19 protein-coding genes are annotated in these 17,069 nt (G+C 71.6%); 13 read left to right on the plus strand and 6 right to left on the minus strand.

Annotation, left to right across the window (positions count from 1 at the left end; genetic code table 11):
• Window positions 1-20 precede the first annotated feature (20 nt).
• The 3 genes from ABT342_RS25025 (at window position 21) to ABT342_RS25035 (ending at window position 2,768) form a co-directional block, all read left to right on the plus strand.
• Window positions 21-551: a Clp protease N-terminal domain-containing protein gene (locus ABT342_RS25025; RefSeq protein ID WP_351577981.1), complete on the plus strand. Its 531-nt coding sequence runs from the start codon at window positions 21-23 to the stop codon at window positions 549-551.
• Window positions 552-592: 41 nt separating this feature from the next.
• Entirely contained in the window at window positions 593-1,582 is a 990-nt protein-coding gene (locus ABT342_RS25030) for an EamA family transporter (protein WP_351577984.1), read from the plus strand.
• 226 nt (window positions 1,583-1,808) lie between these two features.
• Window positions 1,809-2,768: a DMT family transporter gene (locus ABT342_RS25035; protein ID WP_351577986.1), complete on the plus strand. Its 960-nt coding sequence runs from the start codon at window positions 1,809-1,811 to the stop codon at window positions 2,766-2,768.
• Window positions 2,769-2,994: 226 nt separating this feature from the next.
• On the opposite strand, the gene ABT342_RS25040 is transcribed toward ABT342_RS25035, so the two are convergent.
• A complete protein-coding gene (locus ABT342_RS25040) occupies window positions 2,995-3,666 on the minus strand; it encodes a pyridoxamine 5'-phosphate oxidase family protein (RefSeq protein WP_351577989.1) in 672 nt (223 codons plus the stop codon).
• A 35-nt stretch (window positions 3,667-3,701) separates the two neighbouring features.
• Here ABT342_RS25040 and ABT342_RS25045 point away from each other — a divergent pair, with 35 nt between their 5' ends.
• Window positions 3,702-5,033 (plus strand): aminotransferase class I/II-fold pyridoxal phosphate-dependent enzyme, encoded by a 1,332-nt coding sequence (locus tag ABT342_RS25045; protein WP_351577992.1) that lies wholly within the window; start codon window positions 3,702-3,704, stop codon window positions 5,031-5,033.
• A 15-nt stretch (window positions 5,034-5,048) separates the two neighbouring features.
• Here ABT342_RS25045 and ABT342_RS25050 read toward each other — a convergent pair whose 3' ends face one another.
• Entirely contained in the window at window positions 5,049-5,990 is a 942-nt protein-coding gene (locus ABT342_RS25050; protein WP_351577994.1) for a DMT family transporter, read from the minus strand.
• A gap of 74 nt (window positions 5,991-6,064) precedes the next feature.
• Here ABT342_RS25050 and ABT342_RS25055 point away from each other — a divergent pair, with 74 nt between their 5' ends.
• Window positions 6,065-6,961: a LysR family transcriptional regulator gene (locus tag ABT342_RS25055; RefSeq protein WP_351577997.1), complete on the plus strand. Its 897-nt coding sequence runs from the start codon at window positions 6,065-6,067 to the stop codon at window positions 6,959-6,961.
• 99 nt (window positions 6,962-7,060) lie between these two features.
• On the opposite strand, the gene ABT342_RS25060 is transcribed toward ABT342_RS25055, so the two are convergent.
• The gene (locus ABT342_RS25060; RefSeq protein ID WP_351578000.1) at window positions 7,061-7,528 is read right to left on the minus strand and encodes a pyridoxamine 5'-phosphate oxidase family protein; all 468 of its coding nucleotides are present in this window, start codon (window positions 7,526-7,528) and stop codon (window positions 7,061-7,063) included.
• 145 nt (window positions 7,529-7,673) lie between these two features.
• Here ABT342_RS25060 and ABT342_RS25065 point away from each other — a divergent pair, with 145 nt between their 5' ends.
• Entirely contained in the window at window positions 7,674-8,330 is a 657-nt protein-coding gene (locus ABT342_RS25065; RefSeq protein WP_351578003.1) for a cysteine hydrolase family protein, read from the plus strand.
• On the opposite strand, the gene ABT342_RS25070 is transcribed toward ABT342_RS25065, so the two are convergent.
• The 3 genes from ABT342_RS25070 to ABT342_RS25080 all read right to left on the minus strand — a co-directional run bounded on the left by ABT342_RS25070 (window position 8,317) and on the right by ABT342_RS25080 (window position 10,727).
• On the minus strand, window positions 8,317-8,784 hold the full coding sequence (locus tag ABT342_RS25070; RefSeq protein WP_351578006.1) for a Rieske (2Fe-2S) protein: 468 nt from the start codon (window positions 8,782-8,784) through the stop codon (window positions 8,317-8,319). The two genes, ABT342_RS25065 and ABT342_RS25070, sit on opposite strands and share 14 nt — an antisense overlap.
• 179 nt (window positions 8,785-8,963) lie before the next feature.
• A complete protein-coding gene (locus tag ABT342_RS25075; RefSeq protein WP_351578009.1) occupies window positions 8,964-10,235 on the minus strand; it encodes a cation:proton antiporter in 1,272 nt (423 codons plus the stop codon).
• A gap of 6 nt (window positions 10,236-10,241) precedes the next feature.
• The gene (locus ABT342_RS25080; protein WP_351578012.1) at window positions 10,242-10,727 is read right to left on the minus strand and encodes a cation:proton antiporter regulatory subunit; all 486 of its coding nucleotides are present in this window, start codon (window positions 10,725-10,727) and stop codon (window positions 10,242-10,244) included.
• A gap of 264 nt (window positions 10,728-10,991) precedes the next feature.
• Between ABT342_RS25080 and ABT342_RS25085 the strand changes: the two genes are divergently transcribed.
• The 7 genes from ABT342_RS25085 to ABT342_RS25115 all read left to right on the plus strand — a co-directional run bounded on the left by ABT342_RS25085 (window position 10,992) and on the right by ABT342_RS25115 (window position 17,013).
• Window positions 10,992-11,822, plus strand: coding sequence for a HAMP domain-containing sensor histidine kinase (locus tag ABT342_RS25085; RefSeq protein ID WP_351578014.1), 831 nt, complete (start codon window positions 10,992-10,994; stop codon window positions 11,820-11,822).
• Window positions 11,726-12,229: a LuxR C-terminal-related transcriptional regulator gene (locus ABT342_RS25090; protein WP_351578171.1), complete on the plus strand. Its 504-nt coding sequence runs from the start codon at window positions 11,726-11,728 to the stop codon at window positions 12,227-12,229. Before ABT342_RS25085 ends, ABT342_RS25090 begins: the two co-directional genes overlap by 97 nt.
• Before the next feature lie 77 nt (window positions 12,230-12,306).
• Complete coding sequence (locus ABT342_RS25095; protein WP_351578017.1) at window positions 12,307-13,152, plus strand: HipA family kinase; 846 nt, start codon at window positions 12,307-12,309, stop codon at window positions 13,150-13,152.
• Window positions 13,149-13,532 (plus strand): DUF3037 domain-containing protein, encoded by a 384-nt coding sequence (locus tag ABT342_RS25100; RefSeq protein WP_351578020.1) that lies wholly within the window; start codon window positions 13,149-13,151, stop codon window positions 13,530-13,532. Before ABT342_RS25095 ends, ABT342_RS25100 begins: the two co-directional genes overlap by 4 nt.
• A 237-nt stretch (window positions 13,533-13,769) precedes the next feature.
• Window positions 13,770-14,531 (plus strand): 3-oxoacyl-ACP reductase FabG, encoded by a 762-nt coding sequence (gene fabG, locus ABT342_RS25105; protein ID WP_351578022.1) that lies wholly within the window; start codon window positions 13,770-13,772, stop codon window positions 14,529-14,531.
• 16 nt (window positions 14,532-14,547) lie between these two features.
• Window positions 14,548-15,315 (plus strand): SDR family oxidoreductase, encoded by a 768-nt coding sequence (locus tag ABT342_RS25110; RefSeq protein ID WP_351578024.1) that lies wholly within the window; start codon window positions 14,548-14,550, stop codon window positions 15,313-15,315.
• 117 nt (window positions 15,316-15,432) lie between these two features.
• On the plus strand, window positions 15,433-17,013 hold the full coding sequence (locus ABT342_RS25115) for an ABC transporter substrate-binding protein (RefSeq protein ID WP_351578026.1): 1,581 nt from the start codon (window positions 15,433-15,435) through the stop codon (window positions 17,011-17,013).
• The last annotated feature ends 56 nt before the right edge of the window (window positions 17,014-17,069 follow it).

The raw sequence follows: 17,069 nt of genomic DNA on the forward strand, positions 1-17,069 counted from the left end.
GGGACTGATGGGGTAGGAGTGTGCAAATCCCTGTCCCGCGGCTGCCCCACCGGCCCGCACCCCTGCGTGCCGAGTCCGACGCCAGACTCACCGTGGAGCTGGCCTCGGTCGTCGCGGGGGCGCGCCGACGCGCGCTGCGGGACGGTGACCGCCAGATCGACACCGCCCATCTGCTGCACTCCCTCATAGAGGGGGACGGCGGGGCGCGAGCCGCCTTCGGTGACGGGCCGCAGGTCGCCAGGGTGCTCGGCTATCTCGTCCAGCGCAGCATCGGATACGGGCTGCGCTGGCAGGGCTCGGTCGAGGACTCCGGGGCGGGTCCGGCCGTCCGCGCGGCCGAGCCGGCGGGCTGGTCGCCGTCGGCCGCCGCCGCGATGGAGGGCGCGCTGGTACGGGCCCGGCTGCGCGGCGGGCCCCGCGCCACCGGCCTCGATCTGCTCGCCGCGATCGCCGCGGACCACCGCTGCCGCGCCGTCGAGGTGCTGGACCGGGCCGGGGTGGACGCGGGGTGGCTGGAAGGGCGAATCGGGGAGTTGTCTCAACAGGTGTAACGGATGTGACGCTCCTGACGTGCTGCTGCCATGATGTGCCGATGCACGCGTCTCAGGGAAGGAGCGCCGGCCTGGGACTCGCCCTGGCGTCGGCGTTCGCATTCGGTGGTTCAGGTGTGGCGGCCAAGCCGCTCATCGAGGCGGGACTCGACCCGCTGCATGTGGTGTGGCTACGGGTGGCCGGCGCCGCGCTCGTCATGCTGCCGGTCGCCTGGCGCCACCGCGACCTGCTGATACGCAAGCCGGCGCTGCTCGTCGGCTTCGGCCTGCTCGCCGTCGCCGGCGTCCAGGCGTTCTACTTCGCGTCGATCTCCCGGATCCCCGTCGGGGTCGCGCTGCTCATCGAATATCTCGCCCCCGCCCTGGTCCTCGCCTGGGTCCGCTTCGTCCAGCGCCGCCCGGTCACCCGCGCCGCCGCGCTCGGAGTGGTCCTCGCCGTCGGCGGACTCGCCTGCGTCGTCGAGGTGTGGTCCGGGCTGAGCTTCGATCTGATCGGGCTGCTGCTCGCCCTCGGCGCCGCCTGCTGCCAGGTCGGCTACTTCGTCCTGTCCGACCAGGGCGCCGGCGACGAGGACGCCGCGGACCCGCTCGGCGTGATCGCGTACGGACTGCTCATCGGCGCCCTCGTGCTCACCGTCGTCGCCCGCCCGTGGGGCATGGACTTCTCCCTGCTGGGCGCCGACGCGAGCATGGGCGGGACGTCGGTCCCCGCGGGCCTGCTGCTCGGCTGGATCGTGCTGGTCGCGACCGTCGTCGCGTACGTCACCGGGGTCGTCTCGGTGCGCAGGCTCTCCCCGCAGGTGGCCGGAGTGGTGGCTTGTCTGGAGGCGGTCATCGCGACCGTACTGGCCTGGGTGCTGCTCGGTGAGCACCTGTCGCCGCCCCAGATCATCGGCGGCGCCGTGGTTCTGGTCGGTGCGTTCATCGCCCAGTCGTCCACGCCCAAGGCGCCGTCCGGGCCGGTGGCCGGCGGACCGGGAGCCGAGCGCGCGCCTGAAGGGGAGCTGGCCGCCGGTCGATCCGCCACGTAAGGTGCCGATCATGCATTCGACCGTTCTTCCGCCGCCCGCCGCGTAGCGCGGGCGGCCGACCGCTGACGAAGACCGGGCCCGGGGTGTCGAGTCCCCCGGGCGGTTCGTCGCCGCCCGCGTGTGGAGCCGGCGGCCACCTGTCCTGTCTTCCCGCCGACGCCCGGCCCGCACGGGTCCGGCGCGGCTCCGGGGGCGACCCCGGACGTTCAGCACACGGAGAACTCACGTGTCGAATCCTTCCGCAACCGCTCCTTCCGGCCTGTCCGTCGGACGCGGTCTCTCCTTCCTCGTCGTCGCCGGGGTGGCCTGGGGGACCGCCGGAGCCGCGGCCTCGCTGGTCTTCGGCGTCAGCGACCTCGGGCCGCTCGCCCTGTCGTTCTGGCGCTGTCTGGGTGGTCTGGTGCTGCTCGCGGGCGTGCTAGCGCTGCGGCCGCGCAGGCCGGTCGGCGCGGTCGAGCCGCGCCGCCGCAGGCTGGTGCGCATCCTCGGTACGGGCATCGGTCTGACGGTTTTCCAGAGTGCCTACTTCGCCGCGGTCGAGCAGACCGGACTCGCGGTCGGCACCGTCGTCACGCTCGGCGCGGGCCCCGTGCTGATCGCCATCGGGGCGCGGCTGACGATGGGGGAGCGGCTCGGCGGCGGCGGGATCGCCGCGGTCGCGGGCGCGCTCACCGGACTCGCGGTCCTCGTGCTGGGCGGCGACGGTGCCACGGTCCGCCCGCTGGGCGTGGCGCTGGCCGTGCTGTCGGCCGCCGGTTACGCCGCGATCACCCTGCTGACCCGGTGGCTCGGGCGCGACGGCAAGGCGCCCGACGCCCTGTCCACGACCGCCTGGACGTTCCTGGTCGGGGCGGTCGGGCTGCTGCCGTTCGCGCTGGCCGAGGGGCTGCTGCCGCACACCGAGGAGCCCGGCCGGGTGCTGTGGCTGCTGGTGTACGTCGCCGCCGTGCCGACGGCGCTCGCGTACGCGCTCTACTTCGCGGGCGCCGCGGTCGTGCGTGCCGCGACGGTCTCCGTGATCATGCTGCTCGAACCGGTGAGCGCGGCGGTCCTCGCGGTGACCGCGCTCGATGAACGGCTGACCGCGGCGACGGTGGCCGGGACGCTCATGCTGCTCGCGGCCGTCGTGGGCCTGGCCTGGCAGGAAGCGCGGCCGGCGGCACGGCGGGACGCGCTGACCGTGTGAGCGAGGGCCTGTCGTTCGGATCAGGCCGCATCGGTGACGGAGGGGGCGGACCCGCGCTGCGCCGCGCGGGCCCGCCCCGTGGCATGGCCCGCTCCCCGTACGGGCCTTGCCGTCCCGGAATCGGTCCCGACCGGGGGCGAGAGCCGACCGGATCGTTCCGACGGGAGTCGACGGGAGCCGGTCGAAACGCTTCCCGATGAAGTCGACGGAGGCCGACCGGAGTCGCCTAGAGCACCGACAGGTAGTCCGGCAGAGCGACGGCCGGGTCGAGGTCGTCGGCCGGGATCGGCGCGCCGTGCCCGCGCGTCAGCGGTAGGACGCCGGTCCAGTACGGCAGGGACACGTCCTCGGGATCGTCGTTCGGGCCGCCGGTGCGGACCTTGGCCGAGACCTCGTCGAGGTCGAGGCGGAGCACGGCGGTGGCGGCGAGCTCCTTGGCGTTCGCGGGACGCGAGTCGTACGAGCGGCCCGGCACGACGTGGTCGACCAGCGCGTCGAGGGCGGTCGCCTTCTCCTCCGGGTCGGTGACCTGGTGGGCGGTGCCGTGGACCACGACGGAGCGGTAGTTGATCGAGTGGTGGAAGGCGGAGCGGGCCAGCACGAGGCCGTCGACGTGGGTGACGGTCAGACAGACCTCGAGGCCCGGATCGGCCTGCCCGGCCATGCGCAGCGGGCGGGAGCCGGTGGAGCCGTGGACGTACAGCCTCTCGCCGACGCGGCCGTAGAGCGTCGGCAGCACGACGGGCGCCCCGTCGCGGACGAAGCCGAGGTGGCAGACGTAGGCCTCGTCGAGGATCGAGTGCACCAGTTCGCGGTCGTAGGAGGCACGGTCCCGGGAGCGGGTGGGCACCGTGCGCTCGGTGGTCCGGTAGGCGGGCTCCGTAGGCGTCGCGGTCATTGCGTACTCCATTGCACTAGTGCATAATGTTGTTTGTGCTAGGAGAGTATCGGATCACGGGCCGTCGCGCATCGGAGATTGCCGGGAGCGTGGAGCGAGGGGTCGGGTCGGGAGACCTTGCTCCGGGGCAACTGCTGCCCCCCATGCGGGAGTTGGCGGCCGAGCTGGGGGTCAACCCGAACACCGTCGCTTCCGCGTACCGCACGCTGCGCGAGCGCGGAGTCATCGAAACGGCGGGCCGCAGGGGCAGCCGCGTGCGCCCGCGCCCGGCCAGCACGGCGCGCGCCTCGCTCCGGGTCGACGCGCCGCCCGGCGTCCGGCAGATCTCCGAGGGCAACCCGGACATCGCCCTGCTGCCCTCGCTCCAGGCGCCCCTCGCGGCCGCCGCGCGCCACCACGCGCAGCGGCCCGCTCTCTACGGGGAGGCGTCGGTGGACCCGGAGCTGGCGCGGCTCGCGCTGGCCTCGTTCGCCGCCGACGGAGTGCCGCACGGGCCGATCGCCGTCACCTCCGGCTCGCTCGACGCCATCGAGCGCGTACTCACCGCCCATCTCAAGCCCGGTGACGCGGTCGCCGTCGAGGACCCGGGCTGGGCCGGCCTGCTGGACCTGATCCCGGCGCTCGGACTGCGCCCGGAACCGGTCGCCCTCGACGAGGACGGACCGCGCCCCGACGAGGTCGAACGCGCACTGGCCGCCGGAGCCCGCGCCCTGATCGTCACCGACCGGGCCCAGAACCCCACCGGCGCCGTCGTCTCCGAGGCGCGCGCCCGTGAGCTGCGCGAGGTGCTCGCCCGGCACCCCGGAGTGCTGCTCATCGAGGACGACCACGGCTACGCCATCGTCGACCAGCCGCTCCACCCGCTCGCCGGGGTCACGGACCACTGGGTGTTCGTACGCTCCGTCGCCAAGGGATACGGCCCGGACCTGCGGGTCGCCGTGACGACCGGTGACGCCCTCACCGTCGACCGGGTGCTGGGGCGCCAGCGACTCGGTCCCGGCTGGGTCAGCCGGCTGCTCCAGCGCGTGGTCGTGGAGCTGTGGACGTCGGGCGCGGTCGACACGGGAGCGGTGGCGCGGGGGTACGGGCGGCGGCGCGAGGCGCTGGTGCGGGCGCTGGCCGATCGGGGGGTCGAGGCGTACGGCCGCAGCGGAATGAACGTCTGGGTGCCGGTGGCCGACGAGACGGGGACGGTCGCCCGGCTGCTCCACTCCGGGTGGGCCGTCGCCCCTGGGGCGCGCTTCCGGATGACGTCGCCCCCCGCCATCCGGATCACCGTCTCCGGGCTCACTGCGGACGACATCGCGGTCCTCGCCGACGCGGTGGCCTCGGCGGCGGGGCCGATGCCCGCGGGCAGCTACGGCTGACGTGCCCGCCGGGGTTCACCGCCGGCGTCGGCTCTGGGTGAGCGCCGCGCCCGCCAGCACGATGGCCGCTCCCACGGGGGTGTTCCAGCCGAGCCGCTCGCCGAGCAGCAGGACGCCGGCGGCGGTGGCGATGACCGGGATGAAGTACGTGACCATCGTCGCGGTCGTGGGCCCGACCTCGGCGACCAGCCCGTACTGGAGCAGCATCGCGAGGCCGGTACCGAGCGCGCCCAGGGCGACGACGGCGAGCAGCGGGGCCAGCGGGAACGAACGGGGGAGCGTGGTGAACAGCGGGGTCACCACCGCCAGCTGGAGCGTGGCGAGCAGCAGCTGGGCGCCGGAGAGCGACAGGTTCGAATGGGCGGAACCGGCGAGCGTGCGACGGACGTAGATCCAGCCGATCGGATAGCAGAGTGCGGCGAGGAGCGCCATCGCGGTACCGGTCACGTCCAGTCCGGAGAACCCCTGCCAGACGCCCAGCACGGTCAGCACGCCGATGAAGCCGATACCGAGACCGGCGACGCGGCGACGGGTCGGCCGGTCCTCGGAGAACGCCACGAGGGAGAGCACCATGCCCCAGAGCGGGGAGGTGGCGTTGCAGATCCCGGCCAGGGTCGAGGGGATCGTGAGCTCCGCGTAGGCGAAGAGCGAGAACGGCAGGGCGTTGAGCAGGAACCCGGCGACGGCCAGATGGCCCCAGGTGCGCAGGCCGCGCGGCAGTCGGTCCCGCTTGACGGCGAGGGCCACGGCCAGCACGGCCGTACCGAAGAACAGCCGGCCGAAGGTGACCTGGAACGGCGCGTACGCCTGCGTGCCGACCTTGATCAGAAGGAAGCTGAAGCCCCAGATGAGGGACAGCACCAGGAACCTGACGCGCCAGTCGACGGCGGGGCGGCGGGTCGCGGTGGCGGGCAGGGAGCGGGTGGGGAGGCGAGGCGGCTGCGTAGCGGTGCTCATGCCGTCCACTGTCACGTCACCCATCTCGTAGCACAAGCGAGATTTCTTCGACATGACGGATTAGCATTGCTTACATGTTGAACCTGGAGCGCCTGCGGACCCTGGACGCCCTGGCCCGGCACGGCTCGGTCAGCGGTGCGGCCGACGGGTTGCACGTGACCACGTCGGCCGTGTCCCAGCAGATGGCGAAGCTGGAGCGGGAGGTGGGGCAGCGCCTGCTCACCAAGAACGGTCGGGGAGTGCGGCTCACCGACGCCGGCCGGCTGCTCGCCGACCACGCCGCGCGCATCCTGTCCCAGGTGGAGCTCGCCCAGGCCGATATCGAGGCGCAGCGCGGACAGGTGGTCGGCGAGGTGCGGATCGGGGCCTTCCCGACGGCCGCGCGCGGGCTGTTCCCCGCGGCGCTCACCCAGCTGCGCGCCGCCCATCCCGAACTGCGTGTGCGCTCGGGCGAGGTGGAGCCGGAGGCCGGGGTACAGCAGGTGATCAGGGGCGATCTCGACCTGGCGGTCGTCCTGGACTGGCACAACAAGCGGCTGCCGGTGCCGGGCGGTCTGGTCCGGGCGCAGCTGCTCGACGACGTGGCGGACGTCGCGATGCCGGTCTCCCATCCGCTCGCGGGCAGGGCGGAAGTGGACCTGGAGGAGTTCGCGGACGACGAGTGGGTGTCCTGGCCGGAGGGCGAATTCTGCTACGAGTGGCTGGTGTTCACGCTCCGCGCGCGGGGCATCGAGCCCCGGATCGCGCATTTCGCGGGCGAGCACCACACCCAGCTGGCGCTGATCGCCGCGGGCCTCGGGGTGTGCGTGACCCCGAGGCTGGGGCGCGGCCCGGTGCCGGAGGGCGTCCGGCTCGTACCCGTACGGCAGAGGATGCTCCGGCACATCTACGCGGTCTGGCGCGGCGACGCCGACCGGCGCCCCTCGATCCGCGCGGCGGTGGAGGCCCTGCGGGCGGCCGCGGCGAGCTGAGGGGCTCCGCGGCGGGGCGGGGCCTCCGCTCAGTGCGTGGAGGCCCCGCGGGCGGCCGCGATGAGCTGAGGGGCCCCGTGGCGGGGGCGAAGCCTCCGCTCAGTGCGCCCCGATCTTGCGGAAGTCCCAGGACGCGATCGACTCCGGCGTCAGTCGCAGCCAGGCGTGGCGCCCGTCGTGGGGCATCGTGTCGAGGCCGAAGTTCTTCCGGGCGAACAGCCGCTCGGGGGCTTCGAGTTCCGGACAGGGTTCTCCCGTGCGGGGGGATTCGCCGACGAAGACGGCGGTGCCCGAGAGTTCCACGCCGCGCAGTTCGCCGTACTCCTCCCCGGAGTCCACGACCACCGCGATCCTCGGGTCGGTGCGCAGCTCCGCCCAGCGGCGGCTGCGGGTGATCGAGTACAGCCACAGGGACGTGCCGTCCCAGGCGTACCAGAGCGCGCTGACGTGCGGGCGGCCGTCCGCGGACACGGTGGCCACCCGGCATGTGCGTTGCTCGGCGAGGAACGCGTCCAGCTCGGCCGGAGTCATCATGATCCGGCGGCCGCGGCGCTGTGTGACGGCCATCCGAGGCCCCCTCCGTTGGTGACGTTGGCTGACCAGGTGCTAACTGACCAGGTGATAACTGACTGGGTGTCAGAAATCATGAGGGCTCTTCCCTCGTGACGCAATGGCGGTTACCGTCGCGCCCGTCGAGGAGGGGAGCGAAGTGGTGACTTCGTCCGAAAAGCTTCTGGAGCAGCTCGAACCGGGCGGCACGGTCCTGCTGACCGTCGAATGCCAGCAGGGCGTCGTCGGCGACGACAGCGCGCTGCCCGAGCTCGCGGCGCAGGCCCGGTCATCGGGCGCCCTGGCGAATGTCGCGCGGCTCGTTGCCGTCGCCCACGAGACCGGGGTGCAGGTGCTGCACGCGGTGGCGGAGCGGCGGCCCGACGGGCGCGGGGCGAACCGTAACGCCCGGCTGTTCAGGGCCGCCGAACGGCTGCCCGTACAGCAGCACTCCGGCAGCCGGGCGGTGCGCGTGGCCGAGCCGATCGAGGTCGGGGACGAGGACATCGTCGTACGGCGGCTGCACGGGCTGTCGCCGATCGCCGGCACGGAGGTCGACGCCCTGCTGCGCAACCTCGGCTGCCGCACGCTCGTCGTCACCGGCGTCTCGGCCAATGTGGCGATTCCGAACGCCGTCTTCGACGCCGTGAACCTCGGGTACACGGCCGTCGTCCCGGCCGACGCCATCGCGGGGGTGCCCGCCGATTACACCCCCGCGATGATCCGCAACACGCTCGCGCTCGTCGCCACCGTCACGACCACCGACGACGTGCTGGCCTGCTGGAAACGCCCACGACGGGCGCCCGTCACGCCAGCTTGATCGAATCCCCCTCCACGACGATCTGCGCGGCGGGCAGCGGCATCGTCGCCGGGCCGCCCTTCACGCTGCCGTCCGTCGCGTCGAACATGCTGTTGTGGCAGGGGCAGTTGATCGTGCCGTTGGACACGTCCTTCACCGCACAGCCCTGATGCGTGCACTTGGACGAGAACGCCTTGAACTCGCCCGCCGTCGGCTGCGTCACCACCACGTCGCCGAAGACCTTGCCGCCGCCCTCCGGGATGTCCGCGGTCTTCGCGAGCACCTTGCCCGCCGCACCGCCCGTACCGCCCCCCGGCGTGCTGCCCCCGCCGGCCGCCGGGGGCTGCTCCGGGGCCGCGGCCCCGCTGTCCGAGCCGCCGCACGCGGTGAGGGCCACCGTCAGCCCCGCTCCACCCACCGCCGCGACGACGGTGCGACGCGTCATGGCCCGCGCGGTCTCCTGCGTTCCGGTCATGCCGGTTCCCCTTCCACGGTCTTCCACGGTTGTCCAACGGCCGGCCTCCGTCGGCCGGTTCGCGATGTTGTACGGGAACCTCACCCGGTCCGTTCAATTCCACGCGTCACGAAGAGGGCACGAAGCGGCGACGCGGACGACGGCGTCGAGTGACCGGCGCCTGATCCGCCGGACAGGCCCTACGCGTCGTTCCCGGGCCCGGAGACCGTCTGCTCCCGCACCTGCTCGTGGTCCGGGGAACCGGCGGGGGAGGGCACGGCCGCCCCGACCGGTTCCGGACTCGGGCGGCGCGCCGGCAGGCGGCGGCCGACCCAGGCGGCGGCCGGTTCGGTGTAGCGGGCGGTGAGCGGCCCGATCACGACCAGGATGAGGACGTAGGCGGTGGCGAGCGGGCCGAGAGCCGGTTCGATGCCGGCGGTGACGGCGAGGCCGGCGATGACGATGGAGAACTCGCCGCGCGCGACGAGCGTGCCGCCCGCGCGCCAGCGGCCCTTGACGCCGATCGCGGCCCGCTTGGCCGCCCAGTACCCGGTGGCGATCTTCGTGAGCGTGGTGACCACCGCGAGGGCGAGGGCGGGCAGCAGCACCGGGGGGATGCTGGCGGGGTCGGTGTGCAGGCCGAAGAAGACGAAGAACACGGCGGCGAACAGGTCCCGCAGCGGACTGAGCAGGGTGTGGGTGCCCTCCGCGACCTCCCCGGACAGGGCGATGCCCACCAGGAACGCCCCGACGGCGGCGGAGACCTGAAGCTGCTGGGCGATGCCCGCGACGAGGAGAGTGAGGCCGAGGACGACCAGCAGCAGCTTCTCGGGGTCGTCGCTGGAGACGAACCGGGAGATCACCCGCCCGAAGCGCACGGCGACGAACAGCACCGCGCCCGCGACGCCGAGCGCGATGGCCAGCGTCGCACTGCCGGCGGCCAGGCTCACCCCGGCCAGCAGCGCCGTGACGATCGGCAGGTAGACGGCCATCGCCAGGTCCTCCAGCACCAGGATGCTGAGGACGACCGGGGTCTCCCGGTTGCCGACGCGGCCGAGGTCCCCCATGACCTTGGCGATCACACCCGAGGACGAGATCCATGTGACACCGGCCAGCACGACGGCCGCGACCGAACCCCAGCCCATGAGCACCGCGGCGACCGCGCCGGGTACCGCGTTCAGGCCGAAGTCGACGAGCCCCGCCGGGTACTGGGTCTTCAGATGGGAGACGAGATCGCTGGCCGTGTACTCCAGACCCAGCATGAGCAGCAGCAGGATGACGCCGATCTCGGCGCCGATCGCGACGAACTCCTCGCTCGCCCCCATGGGCAGCAGCCCGCCCTTGCCGAAGGCGAGACCGGCCAGCAGGTACAAGGGAATCGGGGAGAACTTCAGACGCCCGGCGACTCGGCCGAGCAGTCCCAGACCCAGCAGGATCGCGCCGAACTCGATCAGAAAGAGAGCGGAATGCACAGGCGCTCACTCCCGCCCGAGTATCGCCGCGGCGGCGTCGACGCCCTCGCGGGTGCCGATGACGATGAGGGTGTCCCCACCGGCCAGGCGGAAGTCGGGCGACGGGGAGGGACGGGCTTCGGCGCGGCGCAGCACGGCCACGATGGAGACGCCGGTCTCGGTCCGCATACGGGTCTCGCCCAGCAGCCGCCCGTTCCAGTACGAGTGGGCCGACAGCTCGATCCGCTCGGCGACCAGGCCCAGGTCGGTGGTGTGGAGCAGGCTGGGGCTGTGATGGGCCGGCATCAGCGCGTCGATCAGCGAGGTCGCCTCCGCTCCGGTCAGGTGCAGCGATTGCGCGCAGGCGTCGGGGTCGTCGGCCTCGTACAGGCTGACGGTGCGGGTGCCGTCGCGGTGCGCGATGACCGACAGGTGACGGCGTTCGCGTGTGGTGAGGTCGTACTGGACGCCGATGCCGGGCAGCGGTGTCGAGCGCATCCGTGGAGCAGGCACAACTGATCCCCTCGTGTTCGTTCCATGCGTGTGATGCCGGTGCGGTACGCGGCACGGCCACGGGCAGGGGCGGCCGCTCGGCGGCCTCATCGTGCCACTTTTCCCCGGGTCCGAATATGGGTGTCGGCACGGATGGACAGGCGCCTTCCGCTCCGTTGAGGATGGGGCGGGAAGTAGGCTTCGCCGCAGGTCAGGGCATCTGGACGGCGGGGTGTCGAGGAGCCGGGCGACGAGTGTCCGGGGTCGGCGGGAAGGCGTGGGGCCGTGTCGTTGTACTGGCGGATCTTCCTGCTGAACGCCGCCGTTCTGGCCCTCGCGGTGGCACTGCTGCTCGGCCCGGTCACCGTCTCCACCCCGGTCCTCTTCGGCGAGGCGCTCGTCCTGCTCGGCGGACTGGTCGCGATGCTGGTGATCAACGCCGTCCTGCTGCGGATCGGGCTCGCCCCGCTCGGCAGGCTGAACCGGGCGATGGCCACGGCCGACCTCCTCAAGCCCGGCGCCCGACCCGCCGTCACCGGCGACGGCGAGATCGCCGAACTCACCACGGCCTTCAACGCCATGCTCGACCGCCTCGAAGCCGAGCGGGCCACCAGCAGCGGCCGGGTGCTCACCGCGCTGGAGGCCGAACGCCGCCGCATCGCCCAGGAACTGCACGACGAGATCGGCCAGACCCTCACCGCGGTCCTCCTCCAGCTCAAGCACGCCGCCGACCGCGCCCCCGAACCGGTACGCGACGACCTGCTGGGGGCCCAGGAGACCACCCGCGCCAGCCTGGACGAGATCCGCCGCATCGCCCGCCGACTGCGCCCCGGCGTCCTGGAGGAACTCGGCCTGCACAGCGCACTGCGTTCCCTGGCCGCCGAGTTCACCACCCCCCGCCTGAGCGCCACCGCCCACATCACCCCCGGCCTGCCCCACCTGTGCCCGGCCACCGAACTCGTCCTCTCGCCGAGGCCGCCGACGGGGCCGAAGCGGTCGCCCACGCCCTCGGCATCGGCATCGACCTCGCGGTCCTCGACATCGCCATGCCCCGCCGGACCGGCCTCCAGGCCGCCCGCGAACTCGCCCGCATCCGCCCCGGCCTGCCGATCCTGATGCTGACCATGTACGACAACGAGCAGTACTTCTTCGAAGCCCTGCGCGCCGGCGCCTCCGGATACGTCCTCAAATCCGTCGCCGACCGCGACCTCGTCGAAGCGTGCCGCGCCGCCCTGCGCGACGAACCCTTCATCCACCCCGGTGCCGAGACCACCCTCATCCGCACCTACCTCGACCGCGCCCGCACGGGCAGCCCACTGCCCGACCGGCCCATCACCGAACGCGAGGAGGAGATCCTCAAACTCGTCGCCGAGGGCCACAGTTCCAAGGAGATCGGCGACCTCCTCGTCATCAGCCCCAAGACCGTGGAGCGCCACCGCGCCAACCTGCTCCAGAAACTCGGCCTCCGCGACCGCCTCGAACTGACCCGCTACGCCATCCGCGTCGGCCTCATCGAGCCCTGACCCGCCGTCCCCGCGATCGAGCCGAGCGCGGTGAATATCCCGCGATCAACGGCTGACCGAACGGATAGCCTGGCGAAATGCTTACAGAAGTGACAGCGACCTGCTATGTCACCCCCTTGCGTGAGGGCGGTTCGCTCCCGGGCATCGTCGAGGCCGACGATCTCGGTACGTACGTCATGAAGTTCACCGGAGCCGGCCAGGGCCGCAAGACCCTGGTCGCCGAAGTCATCTGCGGGCAGCTGGCGCGTCGGCTCGGGCTGCGGATGCCGGAGCTCGTCCAGATCCAGCTCGACCCGGTCATCGGCCTCGGCGAGCCGGACCAGGAGGTGCAGGAGCTGCTCAAGGCCAGCGGCGGGCTGAACCTCGGCATGGACTTCCTGCCCGGTTCGATCGGCTTCGATCCGCTCGCGTACGAGGTGACCGCGCGGGAGGCGGGCCGTGTCGTCTGGTTCGACGCGCTGATCAACAACGTCGACCGGTCCTGGCGCAACCCCAACATGCTCGTCTGGCACGGGGACCTGTGGCTCATCGACCACGGTGCCACGATGATCTGGCACCACAACTGGCCCGGCGCCCAGGCCTCCGCGGCCAAACCGTACGACGCGTCCGACCACGCCCTCGCGCCCTTCGGGCCGGACATCGCGGCGGCCGCCGCGGAGTTGGCCCCGCTCGTCACCGAGGAGCTCCTGACCGAGGTGGCGGCGGACGTCCCGGACGAATGGCTGGTCGACGAGCCCGGCTTCGACTCCACGGCCGAGCTGCGCCGCGCCTATGTGGAGGCGCTGCTGCCGCGCGCCGCCACCATCCACGACCGGATCACCCTGAGCGCCCCGTCGAAGCCCCGGCCGTCGCAGGCCCCCGGCTGGCTGACCGATCACCTCACGCCGTGGCCGCACCCCACGAAGAAGGGCGACGCCAAGTGAGCGACCGTGACGTGTTTGAGTACGCGCTGCTGCGCGTCGTGCCCCGCGTCGAGCGCGGAGAGTGCTTCAACGCGGGCGTGGTGGTCTACTGCCGTGCCAAGACCTTCGTCGCCGCCCGTACGTATCTGGACGAGGCCAAGCTGCGGGCACTCGATCCGCAGGCCGACGTGATGGGCGTACGGGCCGCACTGCACGCGGTCGAGGGCGTCTGCCGGGGTGGCGAGGACGCGGGCCAGGCGGCGCGGGACGACGCGGGCCGCCGCTTCCGCTGGCTGATCGCGCCCCGCTCGACGGTCGTCCAGCCGGGCCCCGTGCACACCGGCCTGACGGCCGATCCGGAGGCGGAGATCGAGCGCCTGCTGGACGTGCTCGTGCGGTGATCGGCGGGCGTGTGAGACGTGCTCGGGCGCTGATCGGCGGGCGAGTGAGCCGAAGGGGCGCGTCGCTGTCACCAGCCATTGGAGCGCCCCGGAGGTGAACCGACCCCTCGAAAAGAGGGGGGCACGTTGACACCGGGTGCCAGGGCTCATAGCTTCTCGTCTACAGAAGGTACTAAGCGGTCGCTCATTACCGTGACGTACCGCGGGAGCCGTACCCAAGGGCGAGGAGAACCCACCATGTCCACCACCGAGCAGCGCGTCGCGATCGTGACGGGAGCGGCGCGCGGCATTGGCGCCGCCACCGCCGTACGGCTCGCGGCCGAGGGCCGTGCCGTCGCCGTACTCGACCTGGACGAGGCGGCCTGCAAGGACACCGTCGAGAAGATCACCGCGAACGGCGGGAAGGCCATCGCCGTCGGCTGTGACGTCTCGGACTCCGCCCAGGTCGAGGCCGCCGTCGCGCGGGTGGCCGCCGAGCTCGGGGCGCCGACGATCCTCGTGAACAACGCGGGCGTGCTCCGGGACAACCTCCTCTTCAAGATGAGCGAGTCCGACTGGGACATCGTGATGAACGTCCACCTCAAGGGCGCGTTCCTGATGGCCAAGGCGGTCCAGTCGCACATGGTGGACGCGGGGTTCGGCCGTATCGTCTCGCTCTCCTCCTCCTCGGCGCTGGGCAACCGCGGCCAGGCCAACTACTCCGCCGTCAAGGCGGGCCTGCAGGGCTTCACCAAGACCCTCGCCAAGGAGCTCGGCAAGTTCGGGGTCACCGCCAACGCCGTCGCCCCGGGCTTCATCGTCACCGAGATGACCGCCCAGACGGCCGCCCGCGTCGGCATGGGCTTCGAGGAGTTCCAGGCGGCGGCCGCCACCCAGATCCCGGTCCAGCGCGTCGGCAGGCCGGAGGACGTCGCGAACGCGATCGCGTTCTTCACGGGCGACGACGCCGGGTTCATTTCCGGCCAGGTCATGTACGTCGCCGGCGGCCCGCTCAACTGAACCGGAGGCCACTGACATGACCACGAGGGAACTTCCCCCGCTCTCCGGCAAGGTCGCCCTGGTCACGGGCGGCAGTCGGGGTATCGGCTACGGCGTCGCCGAGGCGCTCGTCGCCCGCGGTGACCGGGTGTGCATCACCGGACGCGGCGAGGGCGCGCTCAAGGAGGCCGTCGAGAAGCTCGGCCCGGACCGGGCCATGGCCGTCGTGGGCAAGGCCCATGACGAGGCGCACCAGGTCGGCGCCGTGGAGCGTGTGATGGAGGTGTTCGGCCGCGTCGACTTCCTCGTCAACAACGCCGGCACCAACCCGGTCTTCGGCCCGATGGCCGAGCTCGACCTGGGTGTGGCCCGCAAGGTCTACGAGACCAACGTGATCTCGGCGCTCGGTTTCGCCCAGCAGACCTGGAAGGCGTGGCAGAAGGAGAACGGCGGTGCGATCGTGAACATCGCGTCGGTCGCCGGGATCTCCGCGTCGCCCTTCATCGGGGCGTACGGGATGAGCAAGGCGGCGATGGTCAATCTGACCCTCCAGCTGGCGCACGAGTTCGCGCCGGTCGTCCGGGTCAACGCCATCGCGCCCGCCGTGATCAAGACAAAGTTCGCGGAAGCGCTGTATGAGGGGCGGGAGGCGGAGGCGGCCGCCGCCTATCCGCTGGGCCGGCTCGGTGTGCCCGAGGACATCGGGGGCGCCGCGGCGTTCCTCACGTCCGACCAGTCGGACTGGATTACGGGTCAGACGCTCGTGGTCGATGGCGGAATTTTCCTGAATGCCGGAGTTCACTGATCCGGTTTGCACCGGAATAGTGTGAGATGACCCAAGTGCCCCGCCGGGCCTCCAGATTGTTCCGGCGGGGCACTGCGATATGGTTCGCCGACCCATGGCTGAACGAGGAGCGTGCACGTGTTCAACCGGACGATGCTGCGGTCGGTTGCAGTCCTTGCGTCCATATCCCTGGCGTCGGGATGCGGTCTGTTTTCGGACGATGACGCCGATGGGGCCAAGCCGATAGTCATCGGTACGACGAGTGAGCCGAGCACGCTCGACCCGGCCGCCGCGTGGGACGGCTCCTGGGAGCTGTACCGGAACGTCTTCCAGACCCTCCTGAGCTTCCCCACCGGCAGTACGAACCCGAAGCCCGACGCGGCCGAGAGCTGCAGGTTCACGGACACGACGAGCACCGCGTACGAGTGCACGCTGCGCGCCGGCCTCAAGTTCTCCAACGGGCACGATCTGAACGCGGACGCCGTCAAGCACTCCATCGACCGGATCCGGAAGATCAACGTCCCGGGTGGTCCCAGCCCGCTGCTCGGATCGCTCCGCGACATCAAGACGGACGGCGACCGCAAGGTCACCTTCCGGCTCACCAAGGCGGACGCCACCTTCCCCTTCGTCCTCGGCACGCCCGCCATGTCGCTCGTCGACCCCGCCGAGTACCCGGCCGACAAGCTCCGTGAGGACGGCAAGCTCGTCGGCTCCGGTCCGTACATCCTCCAGTCGTACACCGAGGGCTCCCAGGCCGAGCTGAAGAAGAACAACCGCTACGACGGCTTCGCCGACCGCAAGAACGACGCCGTCACGATCCGCTACTTCAAGGAATCGGAAGCGATGGTGACCGCGCTCAAGAACAAGGAGCTCGACGTCACCAACCGCGGTCTCACCGCGCAGGAAGTCCTCGAACTGCAGCAGAAGAAGGCCGAGAACGAGGGGCTCCAGGTCGTCGAGGTCGTCGGCGCCGACATCCGCTACCTGGTCCTCAACGCCCGGGACCCGAAGGTGGCCAAGCTCCCCGTCCGCCGGGCGATCGCCCAGGTCGTGAACCGTGAGGACCTGGTCGCCAAGGTCTACCCGGGCGCGGCAGAGCCGCTGTACTCGATGATCCCCAAGGGCATCGCTGGCCACACCACCAGCTTCTTCGACACCTTCGGCGAGCCGGATGTGGACAAGGCCCGTGAGATCCTCGCCGACGCCGGAATCAACGAACCGGTCGAGCTGACGTTCTGGTACACCACGGACCGCTACGGCTCCTCCACGGCTCTCGAGTTCGCCGAGCTCAAGCGGCAGCTCGACAAGTCGGGGCTGTTCAAGATCACGCTGAAGAGCAAGCCCTGGAAGGAGTTCCAGGCGGGCTTCAAGAACGGCGAGTACCCCGTCTTCGGGCGCGGCTGGTTCCCCGACTTCCCGGACCCGGAGAACTTCGTCGCACCGTTCGTCGGCAAGAACAACGCGCTCAGCACGCCCTACGAGAGCCCGCAGATCACCCAGGTGCTGCTGCCGGAGACGCGCAAGCAGAGCGACCGGGGCGCGGTGTCCCAGCAGTTCGAGCAGGCCCAGAAGATCTTCGTTGAGGACGTCCGGCTGCTGCCGCTGTGGCAGGGCAAGCTGCACATCGCGGCCAGCGAGGAAGTCGCCGGAGCCGAGCGTTCCCTCGACCCGCAGACGATCATGCAGGTGTGGGAGTTCGAGCGGAAGGCCAGCTGGTAGGAGACCGGCAGCGGCGATTGTCAGTGGCCGGGGGTAGGTTCTTGATCGAGAACTGA

Origin of the sequence: Streptomyces sp. NPDC000410, from assembly GCF_040300305.1 — a bacterium.
GTDB lineage: Bacteria > Actinomycetota > Actinomycetes > Streptomycetales > Streptomycetaceae > Streptomyces.